Annotated in this window: 20 protein-coding genes; 9 read left to right on the top strand and 11 right to left on the bottom strand. The window is 71.0% G+C overall.

Features of this window, described 5'->3' with window-relative positions:
• Positions 1-62: 62 nt before the first annotated feature.
• A complete protein-coding gene (gene ctaD, locus FR742_RS34770; protein ID WP_148035537.1) occupies positions 63-1,742 on the bottom strand; it encodes a cytochrome c oxidase subunit I in 1,680 nt (559 codons plus the stop codon).
• A gap of 143 nt (positions 1,743-1,885) precedes the next feature.
• On the opposite strand from ctaD, the gene FR742_RS34765 reads away from it, so the two are divergent.
• The 5 genes from FR742_RS34765 (at position 1,886) to FR742_RS34745 (ending at position 6,109) form a co-directional block, all read left to right on the top strand.
• Positions 1,886-2,395 (top strand): SigE family RNA polymerase sigma factor, encoded by a 510-nt coding sequence (locus FR742_RS34765; RefSeq protein ID WP_148035536.1) that lies wholly within the window; start codon positions 1,886-1,888, stop codon positions 2,393-2,395.
• Positions 2,392-3,579 (top strand): hypothetical protein, encoded by a 1,188-nt coding sequence (locus FR742_RS34760; protein ID WP_148035535.1) that lies wholly within the window; start codon positions 2,392-2,394, stop codon positions 3,577-3,579. Before FR742_RS34765 ends, FR742_RS34760 begins: the two co-directional genes overlap by 4 nt.
• A gap of 56 nt (positions 3,580-3,635) precedes the next feature.
• Positions 3,636-4,454 carry a DUF1206 domain-containing protein gene (locus FR742_RS34755; RefSeq protein WP_148035534.1) on the top strand — a complete coding sequence of 273 codons (819 nt, stop codon included), beginning with the start codon at positions 3,636-3,638 and terminating at the stop codon, positions 4,452-4,454.
• A 49-nt stretch (positions 4,455-4,503) separates the two neighbouring features.
• Entirely contained in the window at positions 4,504-5,013 is a 510-nt protein-coding gene (locus FR742_RS34750) for an STAS domain-containing protein (RefSeq protein ID WP_148035533.1), read from the top strand.
• 85 nt (positions 5,014-5,098) lie between these two features.
• Positions 5,099-6,109, top strand: a complete 1,011-nt coding sequence (locus FR742_RS34745; protein WP_187281510.1) for a chemotaxis protein CheB — start codon at positions 5,099-5,101, stop codon at positions 6,107-6,109.
• A gap of 56 nt (positions 6,110-6,165) precedes the next feature.
• On the opposite strand, the gene FR742_RS34740 is transcribed toward FR742_RS34745, so the two are convergent.
• Positions 6,166-7,680 carry an N-acetylmuramoyl-L-alanine amidase gene (locus tag FR742_RS34740; protein WP_148035531.1) on the bottom strand — a complete coding sequence of 505 codons (1,515 nt, stop codon included), beginning with the start codon at positions 7,678-7,680 and terminating at the stop codon, positions 6,166-6,168.
• A gap of 187 nt (positions 7,681-7,867) precedes the next feature.
• Here FR742_RS34740 and FR742_RS34735 point away from each other — a divergent pair, with 187 nt between their 5' ends.
• Positions 7,868-9,835, top strand: a complete 1,968-nt coding sequence (locus tag FR742_RS34735) for a family 10 glycosylhydrolase (RefSeq protein ID WP_148035530.1) — start codon at positions 7,868-7,870, stop codon at positions 9,833-9,835.
• On the opposite strand, the gene FR742_RS34730 is transcribed toward FR742_RS34735, so the two are convergent.
• The 7 genes from FR742_RS34730 to FR742_RS34700 form a co-directional block, all read right to left on the bottom strand.
• Positions 9,822-10,418 (bottom strand): AAA family ATPase, encoded by a 597-nt coding sequence (locus FR742_RS34730; RefSeq protein WP_148035529.1) that lies wholly within the window; start codon positions 10,416-10,418, stop codon positions 9,822-9,824. The two genes, FR742_RS34735 and FR742_RS34730, sit on opposite strands and share 14 nt — an antisense overlap.
• A gap of 39 nt (positions 10,419-10,457) precedes the next feature.
• Positions 10,458-11,828 (bottom strand): sulfatase-like hydrolase/transferase, encoded by a 1,371-nt coding sequence (locus FR742_RS34725; RefSeq protein WP_187281509.1) that lies wholly within the window; start codon positions 11,826-11,828, stop codon positions 10,458-10,460.
• 10 nt (positions 11,829-11,838) lie between these two features.
• Positions 11,839-12,645, bottom strand: coding sequence for a carbohydrate ABC transporter permease (locus tag FR742_RS34720; protein WP_148035528.1), 807 nt, complete (start codon positions 12,643-12,645; stop codon positions 11,839-11,841).
• Positions 12,645-13,526 (bottom strand): carbohydrate ABC transporter permease, encoded by an 882-nt coding sequence (locus FR742_RS34715; RefSeq protein WP_187281508.1) that lies wholly within the window; start codon positions 13,524-13,526, stop codon positions 12,645-12,647. Before FR742_RS34715 ends, FR742_RS34720 begins: the two co-directional genes overlap by 1 nt.
• Complete coding sequence (locus FR742_RS34710) at positions 13,523-14,788, bottom strand: ABC transporter substrate-binding protein (protein WP_148035527.1); 1,266 nt, start codon at positions 14,786-14,788, stop codon at positions 13,523-13,525. The genes FR742_RS34715 and FR742_RS34710 overlap by 4 nt, the downstream gene beginning before the upstream one ends.
• 17 nt (positions 14,789-14,805) lie before the next feature.
• Positions 14,806-15,807 (bottom strand): LacI family DNA-binding transcriptional regulator, encoded by a 1,002-nt coding sequence (locus tag FR742_RS34705; RefSeq protein WP_148035526.1) that lies wholly within the window; start codon positions 15,805-15,807, stop codon positions 14,806-14,808.
• 167 nt (positions 15,808-15,974) lie between these two features.
• Positions 15,975-16,826, bottom strand: coding sequence for a LysR family transcriptional regulator (locus FR742_RS34700; RefSeq protein WP_148035525.1), 852 nt, complete (start codon positions 16,824-16,826; stop codon positions 15,975-15,977).
• A gap of 93 nt (positions 16,827-16,919) precedes the next feature.
• Between FR742_RS34700 and FR742_RS34695 the strand changes: the two genes are divergently transcribed.
• The gene (locus FR742_RS34695) at positions 16,920-17,882 is read left to right on the top strand and encodes a DMT family transporter (protein WP_148035524.1); all 963 of its coding nucleotides are present in this window, start codon (positions 16,920-16,922) and stop codon (positions 17,880-17,882) included.
• Here the strand turns inward: FR742_RS34695 and FR742_RS34690 are convergent.
• Both FR742_RS34690 and FR742_RS34685 read right to left on the bottom strand, forming a co-directional pair.
• Positions 17,857-18,258 (bottom strand): hypothetical protein, encoded by a 402-nt coding sequence (locus tag FR742_RS34690; RefSeq protein ID WP_148035523.1) that lies wholly within the window; start codon positions 18,256-18,258, stop codon positions 17,857-17,859. The genes FR742_RS34695 and FR742_RS34690 overlap by 26 nt on opposite strands.
• Positions 18,259-18,286: 28 nt before the next feature.
• Positions 18,287-19,516: a serine hydrolase gene (locus FR742_RS34685; protein ID WP_148037139.1), complete on the bottom strand. Its 1,230-nt coding sequence runs from the start codon at positions 19,514-19,516 to the stop codon at positions 18,287-18,289.
• Positions 19,517-19,761: 245 nt separating this feature from the next.
• Between FR742_RS34685 and FR742_RS34680 the strand changes: the two genes are divergently transcribed.
• Together FR742_RS34680 and FR742_RS34675 are read left to right on the top strand one after the other, a co-directional pair.
• Positions 19,762-20,505, top strand: coding sequence for a helix-turn-helix domain-containing protein (locus FR742_RS34680; protein ID WP_148035522.1), 744 nt, complete (start codon positions 19,762-19,764; stop codon positions 20,503-20,505).
• 50 nt (positions 20,506-20,555) lie between these two features.
• Positions 20,556-21,116 (top strand): TetR/AcrR family transcriptional regulator, encoded by a 561-nt coding sequence (locus FR742_RS34675; protein ID WP_148035521.1) that lies wholly within the window; start codon positions 20,556-20,558, stop codon positions 21,114-21,116.
• The last annotated feature ends 57 nt before the right edge of the window (positions 21,117-21,173 follow it).

Raw genomic sequence — 21,173 nt, 5'->3', positions numbered from 1 at the left:
AGTGCCCGGCCGCGGCCCGGCGGATCGGCCTTAGGGATGCTCAGGACCGACCGAAGTATGTGTCACGCCTCGATCTCGTCCCGCTTGGGGTAGGTGTGCGGGTAGTGCAGGTCGAACGCGGGCCGTTCGGAGCGGATCGGCGGCATGAAGGAGAAGTTGTGCCGCGGCGGCGGGCAGCTCGTGGCCCATTCCAGCGAGCCGCCGAACCCCCAGGGGTCGTCCAGCGTCACCCAGCGCGGCTTGCGCTGGGTGATCCACACGTTGTAGAGGAACGGCAGCGTCGACAGCCCGAGGATCGCCGCGCCGACGGACGAGATCTGGTTGAGCAGGGTGAACCCGTCGCCGGGCGCGTAGTCGGCGTAGCGGCGCGGGAACCCGGCCCAGCCGAGCCAGTGCTGCACCAGGAACGTGGTGTGGAAGCCGATGAACAGCAGCCAGAAGTGGACCTGGCCGAGCCGGTCGTCCAGCATCCGCCCGGTCATCTTGGGCCACCAGAAGTAGAACCCGGCGAACATCGCGAACACCACGGTGCCGAACACCACGTAATGGAAGTGGGCCACCACGAAGTAGGAGTCGGTGACCTGGAAGTCCAAGGGAGGCGAGCCCAGGATGACGCCGGTGAGCCCGCCGAGCAGGAAGGTGACGAGGAACCCGACGGCGAACATCATCGGGGTCTCGAAGCTCAGATGTCCCCGCCACATGGTGCCGATCCAGTTGAAGAACTTCACCCCGGTCGGCACCGCGATCAGGAAGGTCATGAACGAGAAGAACGGCAGCAGCACCTGCCCGGTGGGGAACATGTGGTGCGCCCAGACGGTCATCGACAGCCCGGCGATGGCGATGGTCGCGCCGACCAGCCCGATGTAGCCGAAGATCGGCTTGCGGCTGAAGACCGGGATGACCTCGGTGATGATGCCGAAGAACGGCAGCGCGATGATGTAGACCTCGGGGTGCCCGAAGAACCAGAACAGGTGCTGGTAGAGGATCGGCCCGCCGGCCGCGGGGTCGTAGACGTGCACGCCGAACTTGCGTTCGGCCTCCAGGGCCAGCAGCGCGGCGGCCAGCACCGGGAACGCCATCAGCACCATCATGCTGGTCAGCAGCACGTTCCAGGTGAAGATCGGCATCCGGAACATGGTCATGCCCGGCGCGCGCATGCAGATGATCGTGGTGATGAAGTTGACCGAGCCGAGGATGGTGCCGAGCCCGGCCAGCACCAGCCCCATGATCCACAGGTCGCCGCCGATGCCGGGCGAGTAGGTGGCCGACGACAGCGGGGTGTAGGCGAACCAGCCGAAGCTGGCGGCCCCGCCGGGGGTGAGGAAGGTGGACGCGGTGATGAGCCCGCCGAACAGGAACAGCCAGTAGCTGGCCATGTTGAGCCGGGGGAAGGCCACGTCCGGCGACCCGATCTGCAACGGCATGATGACGTTGGCGAACCCGGCGAACAGCGGGGTGGCGAACAGCAGCAGCATGATCACGCCGTGCATGGTGAACAGCTGGTTGTACTGCTCCGCGTTCACCAGTTGCAGCTCGGGCCCCGCCAGCTCGGCCCTGATGATCATGGCCAGGACGCCCGCGAACAGGAAGAACATGAAAGACGTGATCAGGTACAGGTAGCCGATCACCTTGTGGTCCGTGGACGTGAGCCACTTGGTGATGACCGCGCCCGTGCGACGGCCGTGGACCGGGGCCGGCGGCGAAGTCGTCGGCTCCTCGTCTCTCGGCTTCTGGATCGTCACCCTGGTTCCCCCTCGGCAGGCGCTCCGTAAAGAATCAACTACCCTCCGTGTCGCCACGGTAGGCCCAAGAAAGTGATGGCTTGCGGCATAGCGGGCCCGGGTTCGCGGCGTCTCAGTGGTGACAGTCAATCCCTGGAGGTGACGTGGACGCCGAAGACGAGCGCGGCTTCCGCGAGTTCGTTTCCGCGCGGTCCCCCGCGCTGATGCGGCTCGGCTTCCTGCTCACCGGTGGCGACCAGCACGCGGCCGAGGACCTGGTGCAGGCGGCGCTGGCGAAGCTGGCGAGCAGATGGCGGCGGGTGGACGCACCGGAGGCGTACACGAAGCAGATCATGTACCGCCAGCAGGTCAGCTGGTGGCGGGCGACGGGCCGGCGGGTCGAAGTAGTCCGCGGCGCGGTGCCCGACCTGCCCGGGCGCGACCGTACCCATCAGAGCGAGCTCCGCGTGGTGCTGCGCGCCGCGCTGGCCAAGCTCACCGCCAGGCAGCGCACGGTCCTGGTGCTGCGCTATTTCGAGGACCTGCCGGATCACGAGGTGGCCCGCCGGCTCGGCTGCTCGGTCGGCACGGTACGCAGCACCGCGCACCGGTCGCTGGCCCGGCTGCGTGAGGTCGCACCCGAACTCGCCGAGGAACTGGAGGCCGCGAAATGACCAGGCTGCTCCGCGAGACGATGGAGGAGTGGGCCGGGCAGGCCGAAGTGCCGCAGGACCTGGCCGATCGGGCGCTGCGGAGGAGGCGGCGCGGCCTGCTGCCCGCCGGCGCCGCGCTGCTGGCCGCCGCGGTCATCGCCGCCGTCGCCGTGTTCGTGACCGTCCAGCCGCCGGGCCCCGTGCTGCCGGCCGTGACGGTCACGCTTCCAGCCCGGCCCTCGCCGGCGCCCACGGACGTGCGGGCGGACCCGGACCACGGGCGGCCCACGAAGCTCGTGGCCGCCGGAAATCTGGCGGTCGGCGCGTACTACACCTTGCGCAGGGAGAAGGGGGAGAACGGGCTGGACCACGTCCGGCGCACCTGGCACCTGTACGACCCGCGTACCGACAGCTACGAGGAGACCCCCTGGGCCTGGGTGGACGTCGCCCCCGGCATGCGGGTCGCCGCCGTGGTCCAGGGCGACCTGCTGGGCGACCGGATCGGCGTCATCGACCTGGAGACCCGGCAGTTCCTCTCCTGGATCGAGCTCGGTCGGCGGGCCGGGCACGTCGCCTGGTCGCCCGACGGCACGAAACTGCTGGCCACCACCTATTCCTCCTACCCCGACGAGCTGCCCACCGACGGGGTCGCATGGCGGCGGAAGGACAGCCCGCGCACCGGCTACTACCTGATCGACGTGCCGACGGGCCGGGCCGAACACCACGCGCTGCCGCCGCTGCCCGGCACGGACGGTCCGCCGAGCAACTCCAACGGCAGGCAGGACCTCGGCTGGAGCCTCGACGGCTCGCTGATCTGGGGGCCCACCGCCGACATCTCCCCGGAGCGGGTCTACTACGGCCTCGACGGCCGGCCCGCGGAGCCGCCGCCCGGTGAGGCGTTCAACCGCCACGGTGAGTCGAAGATCTCGCCCGACGGCCGGCTCGAACTCGGCCCGGACGGGCTGCCCACGGCGATCATCGAACGGCGCACCGGGAAGGTCGCCGGCAGCCAGAACGTGCTCCAGCTCATCGGCTGGGCCGACGACGAGCACGTCATCGCGCTCGGCTGCGCCGGAGGGTGCGAGAACGAGTTCCGCAACGGCCTGGTGCTCGTCAGCGTCGACGGCCGCACCACGGTCCCGCTCACCGGCGTTCAGGAGAGCCAGGAGGACGGCAGCTGGAGGTGGGTGCTCACACCCCGGTGACTGATCGCCCCGATTCTGGGCACTTTACGGTCCTTTCAACTTCCGAGGAGGATCCCGTGAACACTGCGCAGAGCGCGGGGCGGTCAGCGGAGGCCGCTGCCCGGCGAGCGGCTGACCACCCGGCCCTGGACCGGCTGGCCCGGGTCGGGCTGGCCTGTCGCGGCGTGCTGTACGCGTTGATCGGTGTGCTGGCGGTCCAGATCGCCCTGGGCAGCGGCGAGGAGCAGGCCGACAAGGGCGGCGCCATCACCACGGTCGCGGAGCTGCCGTTCGGGGCGGTGATCCTGTGGGTGATGGTCGTCGGCTTCGTGGCGCTGGCCCTGTGGCAGGCGTCCGAGGCGCTGTTCAGCCACCAGGAGAAGCTCGACAGGGCCGAGTCGGCCGGCAGGACCGTGGTCTACGGACTGATCGTGTTCACCCTGCTCAGCGTGCTGCTGGCCGGGCGCGCCGCGTCGGAGGACGAGAAGTCGCAGGACGTGACCGGCATGCTGCTCGACCTCCCGGCTGGCGAGTGGATCGTGGGCGCCGTCGGTCTCGGCGTCATCGCGCTCGGCGTCTACTGGGTGCGGCAGGGCGTCACCAAGAAGTTCCGCGAGGAGCTTGACCTCGGGCGGATGTCGCACCGGGCCCGCTCGGTGATGGAGAAGCTGGGCATGGCCGGCTACGTGGCCCGCGGCGTCATCGCCGGGCTCGCCGGGTTCCTCGTCATCCAGGCGGCGATCACCCATGACCCGGACAAGGCCGGAGGCATCGACCAGGCGCTGCGCTCCTTCGCCGACACTCCCGTCGGGCCCTGGCTGCTGATCGCGGTCGCGCTCGGGCTGGTGCTGTTCGCCGGTTACTGCTTCGGCGAGTCCCGCTGGCGCCGCACCTGAAGGAGCGCAAGCGCACGGCGGTGTCGAGAAGTCGAAGGAGAGGCCGGACATGTACTTGTCGGTTCACTTGAAGCCGATAGCGGACACCACGATGGTCGTCGCCCTCGCGGGTGAGCTGGACGCGATGACCGTCCCGATCCTCTCCGAGACGCTCGAACCGCTGGTCGCGTCCCCGGCCATGTGCGTCGTCGTGGCGGCCGGTGATCTCTGGTTCTGCGACCTGAGAGGGGTGAGCCGGCTCGTGGCCGCCCGCCGGGGCCTGCGGGTCAAGGGCGGCGACCTGTTCCTCGCGGAGGCGAGCCCGGCGCTCCGCCGGCTCATCTCGCTCATGGAGAAGGGCCGGAGGTCGCCGCTGCCGGTGTTCGACACCCTGCCCCAGGCGCTGGCCGCCTGTGGCGTGTGCGCGGAGCCGGCGCCCCCGGGACCTCGTCACCTGCCGCTGCTGCGGGGGCTCCCCGCGCGGCCTGTCACGGGCCGGCGGCGCGGCACGATGCCGCCTTCGGCACCCGGCCGATCACCCTCCGCCCGGAGCCGCTGCGCGAGCGGGCCGGGCCCCTGAGAGGCCATGGAGTCGCGCGTACGGATGGCCGGGCAGGCGACCGCTTCGCACGCATAAGCCCGCGCCTGCGGGACAGGGGGAGAAGGTGTGGACAGTAGGACGAGACACGATCGTGGTGGCGGCCTCCGCCGGAGGAGTGGAGGCGCTGCGGACGCTGGTCGGATCACTGCCCGCTGATCTCCCCGCCACGGTGCTCGTGGTGCTCCACCTGCCGCCCCAGGGCGGCGGCGTGCTGGCCGGGATCCTCGACAGGGCGGGCCCGCTCAAGGCGGTCCCGGCCGAGGACATGCAGGAGTTGCGCCGGGGGCGGGTCTACGTGGCCAGGCCCGATCACCACCTGCTCGTCCACGAGGGCAAGGTCCGGCTGTCACGCGGCCCCCGGCACAACGGTCACCGCCCTGCGGCCGATCCGCTCTTCATGAGCGCGGCGCTCGACGCGGGGGAGCGGGTGGCCGCCGTCGTGCTGAGCGGCATGCTCGACGACGGCGTGCGGGGGTGCGTCGCGGTGGACCGCAGAGGAGGCGCGGTGGCGGTGCAGGATCCGGGCGAAGCGGCCTTCCCCGGCATGCCGGAGGCGGCCGTCGCCGCGGTCCCGAACGCGCCGTCGCTTCCCGTACGGGAGCTCGCCGACTGGCTGGTGCGGCAGAGCAGAACGCCTGTCATCACGGAGGCCAGGATGGACGACACGGAGATGATGCGGGAGGTCGGGCGGTTCCTGAGCGAGGAGCCCGCCCTGGCAGAGCCCGGTGGCACCCTCTCCGGACTCGGCTGCCCGGAATGCGGCGGTCCGATGTACGAACAGAGGGACGAGGGCCTCGCGCGCCTCGTCTGCCGGGTGGGACACGCCTGGTCCGACGAGAGCCTGGTCGGCGCCCAGTCGGACGCGGTGGAGAGAGCCCTGTGGATCGCCATCCAGCGGTTGGACGAGCGGGTGCGGATCCTCGGCCGGATGGCGCGGTCGGCGGAGGAGCGCGGCGGGAAGCACTCCCACGGCTTCATCCGGAAGGAGGCGGCGCGGACGCGTGAGGCCGTGGAGACCATCCGCATGGTGCAGGCCCGCATCAGCGGAGGCGACGACAGCCTGCTCCTGTCCTGAAGGAGGGCCTGACGGGGAGCACCGGCGCGGCGCTTCCCGTCAGGCGCGGGTGCGATCTAGATGCGGGAGATGCGCACGGCGTCGGCGATCACGTAGCCGGTGCCGCCGGTCCACCGGCTGACGCCCACGACGTTCTGCGTGCCGGCGTTGAGCTGGAAGGTGCCGATGCTCCGCCAGGCTCCGCCGCCGGAGCGCTGGTCGACGTAGACGGTCTGGTTGCCGCCTGCCGCCGCCACGATGTACGGGGCCGAGCTGTTGTATCCGGGATCACTGGGATACCAGACCTCGATCCGGTACGTGCCGGCGCTGGGGATGGCCGCCGAGTACCAGGCCGGGTCGCTGGCGGCCACCGGGTCGGCGAACCGGTAGTCGGCGCCGTGCCGCTGGCTGGAGTACGCCGAGGTGCCCCAGTTGGTGCTGGCGGTGAACTGGGAGCTGGCGTTGTCGACCGTGGTGGTCCAGGTCGGCGGGTTGGTGGTGCCTCCGTTCACGTAGTTCATGTACGTGGTCCAGTTCCAGTGCGGACCCGGGTCGGTGTGGGTCGCGCCGGGCACCTCGTTGTGGCCGATGATGCCGGTGCGGTTCTTCGGCACGCCGTACTTGTCGGCCAGGTGGCGGGTCAGCGCGGCCGAGGAGCGGTACATCGCGTCGGTGAACCAGGACGCGTCGTTGACCCAGCCCTCGTGCTCGATGCCGATGGAACGGTTGTTGTAGGTGGAGTTCCCGGCGTGCCAGCCGACGTCCTTGTCACGCACCATCTGGGTGATGGCGCCGTTGGACGACTTGACCACGTAGTGCGCCGAGACCTGGGCGGCCGGGTTCTGGAACCAGGAGATCGTGCCCGCGTAGGAGCCCTGGGTGACGTGGATGACGATGCGGTCGATGTTGTAGCTGGTCTCGCGGTTGGACACCCGGTAGTTGCTGGAGGAGGCGGCGACCCAGGCGGCCGGCGGGTAGTCGGGGCTGGCGACCGCGGCCTGCGCGTTGAGGTCGCGGGCCTTGGCCAGGTCACCGCGGTCGGCGGTGACCTCCTGCGGCTCGACGGTCACGCCGCGGGCCTGGAGGCCGAGGCCGAGCATCTCGTAGACGGCGTCGGCGTACAGCCGGGCCGTCTCGGGCGAGGAGGCGTGGCCGTACTCGGCGACCGCCTTGTACCAGCGGCCGGCGTCCTTCCTGGCGGCCTCGTCGAGGCCGAGCTTGTCGGCGTACGAGCGCAGCACGGCGGCGGCGCCGAGGATGTTGGCGGCGTCGTCCTTCTTCAGCGTGGCGGCCGGCTGCCCGGTGAGGGCGGCGGCTTCGGCGAGGGTCTTGTTGGTGGGGTTGTCGACGAGGTGCATGAGCCCGTAGCCGCCGCTGGCGCTGGGCTCGCCTGCGTGGCCGTCGAGGTGGGTCTCCGCGTAGCCGAGGGCGACGAGCAGGTCGCGGGGGACGTCGTGGGCGGCGGCGGCCTTGGCGAAGGCGTCCGACAGCGGGGTGCCGCGCTCCGCGAGGGCCGGCTGGACGGCGAGGACCAGGAGGGTGGAGAGGGCGGCGGCGACGAGGGCTACTAATCGAGTGCGTACCAGTGTCATGAGAACTCCACTCTGGGGGGTACCGCACGCACAGTAAGGGACTTTCATGACAGATGTCGATAATTGACATTACTCAGGTATTAAAGGAAACTTTCCGCCCGCGCGTCGGCGGCCCGGCAAAGTTGGGCCCCCGCGAAAGCTGTGAAAACTATTGCACCCTGATGACGATGCGCTGAAACTAATCTTCGTGACCACGCTCCTGCGCCTCGTCCTGGTAGCACTCACCGCCGCGCTCGGCACCCTCGTCGTCCCGGCCGCCCCCGCCGCCGCCGTGACCGCCCACGCCGCCTGCGCGACCGATCCGGCCACCCCCAAGCGCCAGCTCCGGGCGATGTGGATCTCCAGCGTCGCCAACATCGACTGGCCCAGCCGGACCGGCCTGAGCGTCTCCGCCCAGCAGGCGGAGTTCCGCGCCTGGCTGGACCTGGCCGTCCAGCGGCGCATGAACGCCGTGGTCGTGCAGGTCAGGCCCACCGCCGACACGTTCTGGCCGTCCTCGCTCGAACCGTGGTCGCAGTGGCTGACCGGCGCCCAGGGCGGCAACCCCGGCTACGACCCGCTCGCGTTCATGGTCACCGAGGCGCACAACCGCAACCTGGAGCTGCACGCCTGGTTCAACCCGTACCGGGTGGCCAACCACGCCGACCCGAACCAGCTGGTCTCCTCGCACCCGGCCCGCCGCAACCCCTCCTGGCGCTTCGCCTACGACGGCAAGCTCTACTACAACCCGGGCCTGCCGCAGGTGCGCGGCTTCATCGAAGACGTGATCATGGAAGCGGTCACCAGGTACGACATCGACGGCGTCCACCTCGACGACTACTTCTACCCGTATCCGGCCAGCGGCCAGACCATCCCGGACTCGGCCGCGTACGCCCAGTACGGCGGCGGCTTCGCCAGCGTGCACGACTGGCGGCGGGAGAACGTCAACCTGCTGGTACGCGAGCTCGACCAGCGCATCCACGCGGCCAAGCCGCACGTGGCCTTCGGCATCAGCCCGTTCGGCATCTGGCGCAACTCCGGCACCGACCCGCTCGGCTCGGCCACCTCCGGCCTGCAGTCGTACGACGCCATCTACGCCGACACCCGCCGATGGGTGAAGCAGGGCTGGGTCGACTACATCGCGCCGCAGCTCTACTGGCACATCGGCTACTCCGTCGCCGACTACCGGGTGCTGATCGCCTGGTGGGCGGACGTGGTCAGGAACACCGGCGTGCGACTCCTGGCCGGCCAGGCCTCCTACCGGGCCGGGGTGAGCAGCCACGGCGCCGACTGGCAGGACCCGGACGAGCTCAGCGACCACCTGCACCTCAACCGGCAGCACCCCGAGGTGGCCGGCGACATCTTCTTCAGCGCCAAGGACGTCAGGGCCAACCGGATCAACTCCTTCTCCATCCTCGCCGCCGCCCACTACGCGAAACCGTCGCTGCCGCACCCCCGCGGCACGGCCGCCGCCCCCGCCGCGCCCGCCATCACCTCCGCCACCCGCGGCTCGACCGGCGTGTCCCTCGCCTGGAACGGCGGCGGCACCACCTACGCCGTCTACCGGGTGAACGGCACCCCCTCGGCCGCCGACCCGTGCGCGTTCGCCGACGCCCGCAACCTGCTCGGCACCACCCGGTCCAGGACGTTCACCGACACCACGGCCGCCGCGGGGACCGCCTACACCTACTACGTGACCGCGCTCGGCCGCACCCACCAGGAGAGCGCGCCCAGCGCGGGCCGCGCGGTGACCGCCTCGGGCGGCACCGGGTTCTCCGTCACCGTGGACAACGCCGACGCCGCCTTCACCGCCGGCGCCAACTGGGGCTCCTCCGCGTTCTCCGCCGAGCGCCACGGCGCCGACTACCGCTTCGCCGACCCGGTGGCCGCCAGCGACCCGGCCTGGTTCCGGGCGACCATCCCGAGCGCGGGCACGTACCGCGTCGAGGTCTGGTATCCGGGCAACGCCGGGTACAACAGCGCGACCCCGCACATCGTCGCGGCCTCGGGCGGCAATCAGACCGTCACCGTCGACCAGCGCACCGGCGGCGGCGCCTGGCGGAGCATCGGCACCTTCTCCCTGAACGCGGGCACGTACAACGTGGTCGGCGTGAGCCGCTGGACGACGACGGCCGGTTACGTGATCGCCGACGCGGTGCGCATCACTCGAATCTGATGCCCGCCAGCCGCGCGGCGGTCTCCCGGTCCAGCACCCGGGCCGTGGCCGCCGGGGCCGGGTCGCCGGCCCGGACGCGGGCGAGCAGCGCCGCGCAGTGGCGCCGGTGACGGGCGAACGTGCGCCAGGGGACGACCCGGCCCCTGGCGCGCTGGCCCGCCATCGCCGCGCCGGCGGGCACGTCCAGGATCACCAGATGGAAGCCCGCGCCGGCGCGGCGGGCCAGCCGGGCGAAGCCGCGCAGCACCAGCGGGCCGCAGCCCCGGTTGTGCGCGACCACCGACTCGCCCCGCCCGAGCGCGGCCCGGATGCGCCGGATGTGCGTGACGAACACCACGGCCGTGCGCACCGGCTTCGGCGCCCAGGCGAGCGCGGCCGCCCAGCGCAGCCGGGACTGCATCGAGTCGACGACCGTCGCGCCACCCGCCCTGACCGGGGAACTCTCGGCTCCGGTCAGGGGGTAGAGGCGGCCCAGCAGCGTCGACTTGCCCGCCCCCGGCAGCCCGGTGATGATCACCAGGGAGCCCGCGGGGTAGCACAGCGGCTCGGCCGCCTTCCTGGCGGAGGGAACCGGGGCGGTCAAAGGCGCACATCCTCCCAATAGGACGGGAGGAGTATAGGGCTACGAACCACCCGGGCGCTGGTGACCGAACCTGACGGGTTCGAGCCCGCCGAGCCGCACGACCGGGTCGGCCAGCACCCTCTCCTCCGCGTCGCTCTCCACGGCCGGCTCGATCACCGGCTCGGTCTCGCCCGCGGCCACCATCCTGCGCGCCAGCCGCTCCCGCAGCCCGGCCGCCTCCTTGACGTGGGAGCGCAGCCCGGCCAGGTTCACCAGCTCGTGCGGGTCGCTGGCCAGGTCGTACAGGGCCTGCTCCCGGTAGCGGGGCGCGGCCCGGTCGTGCCAGCCGTCGGCGTCCTCGGCCACCACGTAGTACTTCCACCGCTCCGTGCGGATGCCGCGGCCCACCTCCGACTCGCTCACCTGGAAGAACACCTCCTCCGGCCAGTCGGCGCGGGCGTCGCGCAGCAGCGGCAGGAACGAGCGGCCCTGCATCTCCTCCGGCACCGGCAGCCCGGCCGCCTCCAGGAGCGTGGGCGGCAGGTCGATCGTCGACACCGGCCGTGCGATCGCGCCGCCGCCGTCGAAGCCCGGCCCGCGCAGCGCCAGCGGCACCCGCAGCGAGGCGTCGTGGCAGGACCGCTTGTACTCGTCGTTGCGGGTCTTGAAGTGGCTGCCGTGGTCGGAGGTGTAGGCCACGATCGTGTCGTCCAGCAGCTCCATGCTGCGCAGCGCGTCCAGCAGCCTGCCGAGCCCCTCGTCCAGCCGCTTGATCTGGCCGAGGTAGCCGCCCAGGTGCCGGTGCGCGGTGCCGCCCAGCGCGGCCAGGTCGGGCGGCAGCCAGCTCCCCTGGTAGCGCTCCTCGTACCCGTCGGGCGCCGGGTAGTTGTCCACCTCGTTCTGGTGGTGCGGCTCGATGAACGACAGGAACAGGAAGAACGGCTCGCGGCTGTGGTCGGCGACGTAGCGGATCGCCGCGTCGACCAGCGCGTCCGAGCGGTAGCCCGGCAGGAACACCGGCTCGCCCGCGTCGTCGTAGGTGATCGTCCGGTAGGCGTCGGAGGTGAACTCCAGGATGTTGGACGCCAGCCAGCTCCGGTAGCCGCCGCGCTCGTCCGCCGGCACCGGATCCCGGCTGCCCAGGTGCCACTTGCCGAGGTAACCGGTGGCGTAACCGGCCGCGCCGAAGTGGTGGGCCAGCGTCCGCTCCTCCGGCGGCAGCACGATGCCGTTGCGGTAGACCCCCGTCGTGGTCGGGTAGCGCCCGGTCTGCAGCGCCGACCGGGCCGGCGCGCACACCGGCTGCGGGGTCAGCGCCACCGCGGCCTGCGTCCCGTACCTGGCCATGCGGTCGAGGTTCGGGGTGAAGGCCGGGCCGACGGTGTCCCACCGCTGCTGGTCGGTGAGGACGACGATCACGTTCGGGCGCACTCGATGACTCCTAACGAAGGCCGGTCAGCGCGATACCGCGCACGAAGTATCGCTGGCTGACGATGAACAGCACGGCGGTGGGGACGAACAGGATCACCGAGCCCGCCGCCGTGAGATGCCAGAGCGTGAAGTACTCCTGGTTGAACAGCGTGAGCCCGACTGGGATCGTCCGCATCTCCGGCGTCGTGGTCGCCACCAGCGGCCACAGGAACTCGTTCCACTGGAACACGAACGTGAACAGCCCCAGCACGGCCAGCGCCGGCCGGGTCTGCGGCAGGATGATCCGCCGGTAGATCGCGAACTCCGAAGCGCCGTCGATCCGGGCCGCGCTGATCAGGTCGTCCGGGATCGGCTGGATGAACTGCCGCATCAGGAAGATCCCGAACGCGTCCATCAGGAACGGGGTGATCAATCCCTGGTACGTGTTGATCCACCCGAGATGCGCCATGAGCACGTACAAGGGGATCATCCGCACGAAGAACGGCACCATGAGCGTCGCCAGCAGCGCCACGAACAGCGTGTTGCGCAGCGGGAAGCGGAACTTCGCGAACACGTAGCCGACCAGCGGGTCGAACAGCAGGTGGGCCAGCGTGATCGCGCCCGCCACGACGAGGCTGTTGACGATGAAGTCGCCGAACGGCGCCCGCTCGAACAGCTCGGCGTAGTTGCCCCACTGCGGGCTCTCCGGCACGATCACCGCCTCGGCCGCGAGCGTCTCCGCCTCCGTCTGCAGCGACAGCGAGAGCATGTAGAGCAGCGGCAGCACCATCACCAGCGAGGCGACGGTGAGCATCAGGTAGATCAGCGCGCGCCGCATCAGTACTGCACCTCCCCGCGCCGCCCGGCCCGCAGCTGGATCAGGGTGAAGGCGACGATCACCACCAGGAGCAGCACCGACTGCGCCGAGGCGTAACCGAAGTCGCGGGCGCGGAAGGCCACGTTGAAGATGTGGAACACCGACAGGTCGGTGGCGTCGCCCGGCCCGCCGTTGGTGATGATGTACGCCTGACCGAAGGCCTGGAGCCCCGAGATCACCGCCATCACCGACACGAACAGCGTCGTCGGCGCCAGCAGCGGCAGCGTGATCCGCCAGAACCGGTGCCAGCCGTCGGCCCCGTCGATCTTCGCCGCCTCGTGGAACGTCTCCGGGATGCCCTGCAGCCCGGCCAGGAACAGCACCATCGTGTAGCCCGCGCTCTGCCAGAGCGTGATCGCGGCGATGGTGAGCAGCGGATGCGTGTTGAGCCACTGCTGCTCGGGCAGCCCGACGGCGGACAGCGACCGGTTCAGCACGCCCAGCTCCGGGTCGAGGATGTTGCGCCACAGCAGCCCGACGATCGCCACCGACGTCAGGTAGGGCACGAGCAGCATCATCCGGAACGCCACCCGGCCCCGCAGCGGCCGGTCCAGGGCCAGCGCCAGGGCCAGCCCGAGCACGATCGACCCCGCCACCACCGCCATCGCGAACGCGACCGTCACCAGGAACGAGTGGCGCACCGACGGGTCGGCCAGGGCCTGGGCGTAGTTGCCCAGGCCCGTGAAGCGGTCCGCCTGCGGCCCGGTCATCAGGCTCGTGGAGACGACGTTCCCGATCGGCAGGTAGAAGAACGCGGCGAAGAACAGGATCGCCGGCAGCAGGAACAGGTAGGCGGTGCGGGCGTACCTGGCCGACAGGGTGCGCGGGCGGAGCACGCTCACTTCAGGAAGCCCTTGGCCGTCTCGGCGAGGGCCTCGATCGCCTCCTCCGCCGGCCGGTTCTGGATCACCACCGACTGGTACATCTTCTTCAGCTCCTCGTCGAACCTGCCCGACTGGCCGGTCAGCCGGATCTCCTGGCTGGAGTCCTGGGCGTAGCCGAGCGCATCGGCGAAGGGCTTGATCAGCGGGTCGTTCCCCACCTCGGGCAGCTCGGCCCAGGAGACGCGCGGCATGAGCATGCCGACCTCCTCGGTGGCCGCCCGCTCGACCTCCAGGGCGGTGATGCGCTTGATGAAGTCCCACGACAGGTCGGGCCTGGCGGCCTTGGACGGCACGAGCAGGCTGGTGCCGGCCGCGTTGGTGGCCTGCCCGTCCTTCTTGAGCGGGGCGGCCAGGCCGAGCTCGATGTCGGGGCTGGTCTCCTTGATCGGCCCGAGGTCCCAGGGTCCCGTGATGATCATCGCGGCCCGCCCGGCGGAGAACAGCTTCTGCGGTCCCGAGTAGTCGGTGCCCGACACCGGCACCGGCGCCACCTTGTGCCTGTGCACCAGGTCGGCCTGGAACCGCATGGCCTCGACCGCCTTGTCACGCGGCGTCAGCACTTCCTTGGTGCCGGGGTCGTAGTGACGGACGCCGGCCTGCAGCAGCCAGGGGTTGGCGTAGGTGTGGTCCTGGTTGAGCGCGATGCCGTACACGTCATCCTTGGTGAGCTTCCTGGCCGCCTCCAGCAGCTCCTCCCAGGTGGTCGGCGGCTGGACGCCGGCCGCGTCGAGCATCCCCTTGTTGTAGAAGAGCAGGGTGCACGTCAGGTGGAGCTGCACCCCGTACACCTGGCCCTGGTAGGAGTTGCGCTCGACCGTGACCGGCTGCCAGTCGGCGGGGAAGCCCATGGCGGCGCCGTCGCGGTCGACGTACTCCTGGAGCGAGCGGGCGTTGCCGGAGAGCGCGAACTCCTGCACCCACCCGCCGGGCTCCTCGACCACGTCCGGCACGACCCCGGAGGCGAAGTCGGCCAGCAGCCGGGTGCGCAGGTCGGGCCACTGGTACTTCTGGAAGTTGACGGTGACCTTGTTGGCCTGCTCGAACTCGGCGATCACCTTGCGGTAGGCCTGGTAGTCGTGGCCGGCGTTCCAGTAGACGGTGAACGTGCCGGGCTCGGCGCCCGGCGCGGGCGGGGCGCCCGCGCACGCGGACAGGATGGGTACGGTCGCGGCGGCGGAGGCGAGGCGGAGCAGGTCCCGGCGGGAAAGGTGGGGAGACATCTGCGTCGGTTTCCCTTCTAGGAGGAGCCCCTCCGCACGAACGTCCACGGGCGGACGATCTCGCGGGCGGGCGGTGGCTCCTCGGCCTGGAGCCGGTCGAAGAGCAGGCGGACGACGTCGGTGTAGTCGTGCCGGATGGGGCCAACGGTGCTGAGCTGGGGGTTGGTGATGAGGCCTTCGTCGATGTTGCCGACGCCGACCACCGCGACGTCGGCGGGCACGCGCAGCCCGGCGTCCCTGACCGCCCAGATCGTGCTGATCGCGGCCCGGTCGCTGGCGGCGAAGACGGCGTCGGGAGGGTCGGGGGAGCGCAGCAGACCGGTCGCCGCCTGGTAGGCGCTCACCCGGTCGTCGGCGCCCGACACCACGGTCCGCTGTTCGATCCCGTGGCGGTCGAGCGCCGTGTGGTAGCCGAGGAGCCGGCCGATCGGCCGGTCGCGGTAGAGCTCGTAGCGCTGCGCGAGGAAGGCGACGCGCCGCCGCCCTTGGGCGATCAGGTGCTCCACCGCCTCGGCCGACACCTCGGTCTCGGGCGCCCGTACGACGTCGCAGCCGGGCGGCACGGGGCCGTTGCCGATCACGACGGTCGGCAGCCGGGCGGACACGACCTGGGCGAGCAGCTCCTCGGTGAGGTGGTCGCCGACGTTGTTGACGAGCACCGCGTCCGCGATGCCGCCGCGCAGCACGTCGACCGCTGCCACGGCGCGGGCCTCGGAGTAGACGGCCAGCGTGACGACGGAGTATCCGTGGCCGTCGGCCATCTCGTGCAGGTCGCGGGCCAGTCGCTCGTCGGTCGGCACCCCGCCGAACGAGCCCTGGACCAGGCACACCCGCTGCGTCCTGCGCCTGCGCAGGCTCCTGGCGGCCTGGTTGGGGGTGTAGCCGAGCCGGGCGGCGGCGTCGAGGACGCGCTGCCTGGTCTCGGCGCCGACGCGCCGGTCCCGCCCGCTGAGGACGTACGAGACGGTGGCGGTCGACACCCCGGCCAGCTCGGCTACCTGCTTGGCGGTGGGTCGCATGTTATACGTATAACGTAGTATTCCCTATATGTAAAGAGGGTTTTGATGACCGTGCGATGATGCCCGATGCCTCTGCTGTGCGAGGCGCGGTCCCGTACGTTCCCGCTCATAGTTAATCGTTTAACACTCGCCGCGCTTCCTGTGAAGAGGTCGGCGGGAACTCTGCGTCAGCGCACGGTGTCCACGATCGCCTCCGCGGCGGGGTGCCAGGGCCGGCCGGGCGGGCCGGTGAGCACCAGTCTCCTGGTGACCCGCTGGTCGAGCGGCACCAGGACGAGCCGGGTGTCGATCATCGCGGCGGTGAGGCCGGGCACGACGGTCACCCCGACGCCGGAGCGCACCATGGCGAGCAGCGTGCCCATCTCGCGGATCCGGTGCGTGGGCGTGAACGGCACGCCTCCCCGCCGGAAGACCTCCCTGATGTGCGGCTCGCAGCCGCCGCACGACAGCAGGAAGGCGTCGTCCGCCAGGTCCGCCATGCTGACGGACGGTTCCCCGGCGAGAGGGTGGTCCCGGCGGAGCAGGGCGTGGAAGGCGTCCTCGCCGACGACCGCCCCGGCGCCCGGAGGCGGATCGACCAGCACGGCGAGTTCGACGGTGGAGTCCGCGAGCCAGTCGGCGACCTCGTCGTCCTCGCCCTCGAACACGATGATCTCGACCTTGGGGAAGTCGGACCTCCAGCGGTTCAGCAGGCCGGGGAGGAGCCCCTGGCACACGCTCGGCGGGGCGGCCAGCCTGATGGCCCCGCTCGGCACGCCGTCCCGCCGGGCGACGAGGTCCTCGATGGCGACGGCGGCCGCGACGGCCGCGCGGGCGTGCGCGAGGATCCGTTCGCCGAACGCGGTGGGCCGCGGCCCGCCCTGGCGGAGCAGCACCGGAGTCCCGAGCGTCCGCTCCAGCGCGGCGACGGAGTGGGAGACGGCCGACTGGCTCACCCCGAGGCTGTCGGCCGCGGCGCCGAAGCCGCCTTCGTCCAGCACCGCCACGAACGCCTTCAGCTGCGCGATGTGCACCGTCATGAGCGTCCTTCATGGCATCGGTGGTCCGACTTGTTGGACTCATGATTCCCGCGTGAGCAGGATGCCGTCCATAGCCACACCGAGGGAGGCCGGATGCGCTGGATGCCGGGGTTCGTAATGCTGTCGGTCATCTGGGGAGCGAGCTTCGCGCTGATCAAGATCGCGGTCGAGGCGGGGGTCCCGCCGCTGTGGGTCGCGTTCTGGCGATGTCTCTTCGGCGCGCTGGCTCTCCTCGCGGTGTGCGCGCTCCGGCGCGAGCGCCTTCCGCGCGACCGCACCGTGTGGGGGCACGCGCTGGTGGTGGCCGCGCTGCTCAACGCGGTGCCGTTCACCTTCCTCGCGTACGGCGAGACGCTGGTGAGCTCGGTGCTCGCCGGGGTGTGGAACGCGACGACGCCGCTGACCACGCTGGTGTTCGTCATCCTGATGGTGCCGCAGGAGAGGCCGACCGCCCGGCGCCTGCTCGGGCTGCTCGTCGGCTTCGCGGGGGTCCTCGTGGTCCTCGGGATCTGGCAGGGCGTGGACGGCGCCCCGGTGGCCGGGAGCCTCGCCTGCCTGGCGGCGACGACCTGCTACGGGGCCGGTTTCGCCTACACCCGCAGGTTCTACTCCGCGCGGGAGGGCTCCGCCGCCGCCCTGTCGGCCGTGCAGATCGTCTGCGCGACCGCCCAGCTGGCCGTCTTCGCTCCCCTCGGCGGTGGCGGCCCGTCCTGGCCGGGCGTGCCGGCCGCGGCGGCGCTCGTGGTGCTCGGCGCCGTCGGGACAGGTCTGGCGTACATCCTGAACCTGCGGGTGATCCGCTCGGCGGGGTCCACGGTGGCCGCCACCGTGACGTACGTGACCCCCGTGTGGTCGACGTCGCTCGGCGTGACGCTGCTCGGCGAACCGCTGGGCTGGAACGTCGTCGCGGGCGGGGTCCTCGTGATCGCCGGGGTCTTCCTCTCGCGCACGGACCGGGCGGCGCCTGGGGTCCTCTCCGGGTCCCGGCACGCCGCGCCCCGGGATCCGGAGAGGACCCCGGGACATCCCGTCAGCCGGCGTCGAGGGCTGCGGTGATCTTGCGGGCCATCTCCGCCATGACTGGGCCGGGCTCGCCTTCCTGTGCCCGGGCGGCTGCTTCGACGGCGATGAGGACGGTGTCGCGGAAGTCGCCGGCCGCCGCCGGATCCTGCCGCTTGAGCAGGCTCATGGCCTCCGTCAGGGCCGGCAGCACATGGTCGGCGAGCGCGGCCACGGACTTGCCGTTCAGGTCGATGTCTCTGGTCTTCTCGGCGAGCGCGTGCCCGACCGGGCCGGTCGCGGAGTACAGAGCGACGGAGCCGCCGGTGGCGACCTTGTGGGGCTTGCCGGAGGCGGCGGCCAGCAGCGAGACGGCGCCGTAGGCGGCGGTGCGCAGGGTGCGCTTGTCCTGGTCGGTGAGGGTGATGGACATGGTGGTGTGCTCCTTCGCGGGGTCGGTGTTAGTCGTCGATGGCCTGGTAGAGCGTGGTCCAGAAGTCGTGGATCAACCGCGCGGGATCCGGGACGGACAGCCCGACCTGGGTGAGCAGGATGCCGACGAGCCGGTTGTGCGGGTCGGCGTAGCTCGTGGTGCCGGTGCCGCCGTCCCAGCCGAACTGGCCGACCGGAGCGTAGTCGCCGCGATAGGTGCGCACCGCCATCCCCACGCCCCAGCCGCCGTGCTGGCCCTGGCCGTGCGAGATGTGGACGTTGTCGACGGCCATGGCGGTGCGGGCGGCGGTCTGCTCGGGCGTGAGCCGGTTGGTGGTCATGAGCTCGACGGCGGGCCGCGACAGGATCCGCTTCCCTTCGTGCACCCCGCCGTTCAGCAGCATCCGGAAGTAGGCGTGGTAGTCGTCGACGGTGGACACCAGCCCGCCGCCGCCTCCCTGGAACGCCGGCGGCTCGCTCCACCGCCCTCCCTTGGCCTCGTCCCACACCAGGAACTCGCCGGTCTGCGGGTCGGGGGCGTAGAGAGTCGGCAGCCGGTCGAGCCGGTCGGCGGGCACGTGGAAACCGGTGTCGTTCATCCCGAGCGGGTCGAAGACGCGCTCGCGCAGGAAATCCTCGAACGACCGGCCGGTGACCCGGGCCACCAGCACCCCGAGCAGGTCGTTGCTGATCTGGTACTGCCAGTGCTCGCCGGGCTGGTGCATCAGCGGAAGCTCGCCCAGACGGCGCATCCACTCGTCAGGCTCGGGCATCGGCACCGGCAGGTTGGGCGTGAGCCCTCGCTCGAAGACCGCGTTCATGATCGGCGTGCCGAGCGCCATCATGTCCATGCCGAGCCCGAACGTGGAGGTCAGCAGGTCACGTACGGTGATCGGCCGCCGCGCCGGCACGGTGTCGTCCAGCGGGCCGTCGATCCGCCTCAGCACCCGCCGGTCGGCCAGTTCGGGCAGCCATGGCTCCACCGGGTCGTCCAGCCGCAGCCGGCACTCGTCCAGCAGCACCATCGCCCCCGCGACCGTGACCGGCTTGGACGTGGAGGCCATCCGGAAGATCGTGTCGCGGCTCATCGGCGCGCCGCCGTCGCGGTGCATCGTCCCGAGCGCCTCGACATGCGTCCGGCCGCCACGGCTGACCAGGGCGACGAGCCCGGGGATCTTCCCGGAGTCGACATGCTCGGCCAGCACCTCGCGCATCTTGCGTAGCCCTGCCGCGGAGAAGCCGCCGTTGCTGTGTTCCATCATCATCCCCTCGCTCACCGTCTGTTCGGAAATCTTTGAACACATGGAAAGCTACATTGCATTCAAGAATCAGTCAACACAAAAAAGCGTGCATCTTTCCTGTTGAAGCAGCATCTAGATGCTTGCATTGCAATGAGACTGGAGCTGAACGCAATGAATGATCAAGCAGGCATTGCAACAGACTCGGAGTGAATGCATACTGTGCAGCGAGCGCGCGCATGCCGGCGGATGGGAGACGAACACCGATGCCCGGAGGCAGACTCACTGACGAGGACCGTCGGCACATCGCCGAGGGGCTGGCCGAGGGGCTCGGATACGCGGAGATCGGCCGGCGCCTGGGGCGGCCCGCCTCGACCGTGATGCGGGAGGTCGCCCGCAACGGCGGGCCCGACGACTACCGTGCGGACCGGGCCCACGAGGCCGCGCGGCATCGTGCGCGCCGGCACAAGCCGTCCCGGCCGCCGGCGCCGCCGATCCCCGACGACGACCACGGGCGTGATCCCCGAGCGGTGCTCGACTTCACGGAGTCCTTCACCGAGCTTCTCGTCCAGCAGGGGCTGCCCCGGATGGAGGCCCGGGTGCTGGCCTGCCTGTACATCACGGACTCCGGCACGCTCACTGCCGCCGACCTGGTCCAGCGGCTCCGCGTCAGCCCGGCGTCGATCTCGCACGCCATCGCCTTCCTCGAACAGCAGGGAATGCTGAGGCGCGAGCGGGTTCCCGGCGCGCGTCGCGAACGCTATGTCGTCGACGACGAGATCTGGCTCCCGAACCTCCTCGCGGCTCTGCGGATGAACGAGGCCCTGGCGGCCGCGTCACGGCGCGGGGCCGAGATCCTCGGGGTCACGACGCCGGCGGGGGCCCGCTTCGAGACCTCCGCCGAACTCCTCCTCCTCCTGAGCGAGGCCTTCCGGCAGGTCATCGAGCGGTGGCAGCAGAACCCGGCCCTCCGGGGCGAACGCGCGGACGGGCCCGGCGTGCGCAGGTGAGAACTGCCGGACGGTTGCGCTTATATGAAGACCGGTCTATTTTCACTCGTGTGGGACGCAAAGGGGACCAGACGCGGGCGCGGCTGCTCGACGCGACGCAGGAGCTGATCGAGGCCGGGGGATACTCCGCCGCCGGGCTCAACCAGGTGATCGCCGCCAGCGGCATGCCCAGGGGATCGCTCTACTTCCACTTCCCCGGCGGCAAGGACCACCTGGTCACCGAGGCGCTGCGGCGGGCCGGCCGGGAGATCGAGCAGGCCGTGCGTGACCTCGCGGACGCCGCCCCCGACACCGTCTCCCTGGTGACCGGCGTCATCCACCTGCTGGCCGACCGGCTGGAGGCGTCGGGCTGGCGCAAGGGCTGCCCGGTGGCTACGGTCGCCCTGGAGATGGCGGCCGGGAACGACGCGCTCCAGCAGGTCTGCGCCGAGGTCTACGACTCGTGGGAGGCCATACTCCGGGAGCGGCTCGCCGCCGGCGGGCACCCCGACGCTGACGACGCCGCCACGACCGTCCTGGCCCTGATCGAGGGCGCGCTGCTGCTGGCCAGAGCGCGACGCAGCCGCGAGCCTCTGGACCGGGCGGCCCGGAAGGTCGCCGCCCTGCTGTGAACGACGGCCGAGACCGGCCGACCCATGCCCTCAAAATATGTAGACCGATCTATTTGC

The organism is Nonomuraea sp. C10, assembly GCF_008017515.1.
Lineage (GTDB): Bacteria > Actinomycetota > Actinomycetes > Streptosporangiales > Streptosporangiaceae > Nonomuraea > Nonomuraea ferruginea.
This window is presented reverse-complemented; position numbering and strand designations above follow the sequence as displayed.

Coding starts and splice junctions, on each gene's coding strand:
- FR742_RS34760 (WP_148035535.1), top strand. CDS start 2,392: ATGACCAGGCTGCTCCGCGAGACGATGGAGGAGTGGGCCGGGCAGGCC.
- FR742_RS34750 (WP_148035533.1), top strand. CDS start 4,504: ATGTACTTGTCGGTTCACTTGAAGCCGATAGCGGACACCACGATGGTC.
- FR742_RS34740 (WP_148035531.1), bottom strand. CDS start 7,680: ATGACACTGGTACGCACTCGATTAGTAGCCCTCGTCGCCGCCGCCCTC.
- FR742_RS34720 (WP_148035528.1), bottom strand. CDS start 12,645: ATGCGGCGCGCGCTGATCTACCTGATGCTCACCGTCGCCTCGCTGGTG.
- FR742_RS34710 (WP_148035527.1), bottom strand. CDS start 14,788: ATGTCTCCCCACCTTTCCCGCCGGGACCTGCTCCGCCTCGCCTCCGCC.
- FR742_RS34705 (WP_148035526.1), bottom strand. CDS start 15,807: ATGCGACCCACCGCCAAGCAGGTAGCCGAGCTGGCCGGGGTGTCGACC.
- FR742_RS34700 (WP_148035525.1), bottom strand. CDS start 16,826: ATGACGGTGCACATCGCGCAGCTGAAGGCGTTCGTGGCGGTGCTGGAC.
- FR742_RS34695 (WP_148035524.1), top strand. CDS start 16,920: ATGCGCTGGATGCCGGGGTTCGTAATGCTGTCGGTCATCTGGGGAGCG.
- FR742_RS34690 (WP_148035523.1), bottom strand. CDS start 18,258: ATGTCCATCACCCTCACCGACCAGGACAAGCGCACCCTGCGCACCGCC.
- FR742_RS34685 (WP_148037139.1), bottom strand. CDS start 19,516: ATGGAACACAGCAACGGCGGCTTCTCCGCGGCAGGGCTACGCAAGATG.
- FR742_RS34680 (WP_148035522.1), top strand. CDS start 19,762: ATGCCCGGAGGCAGACTCACTGACGAGGACCGTCGGCACATCGCCGAG.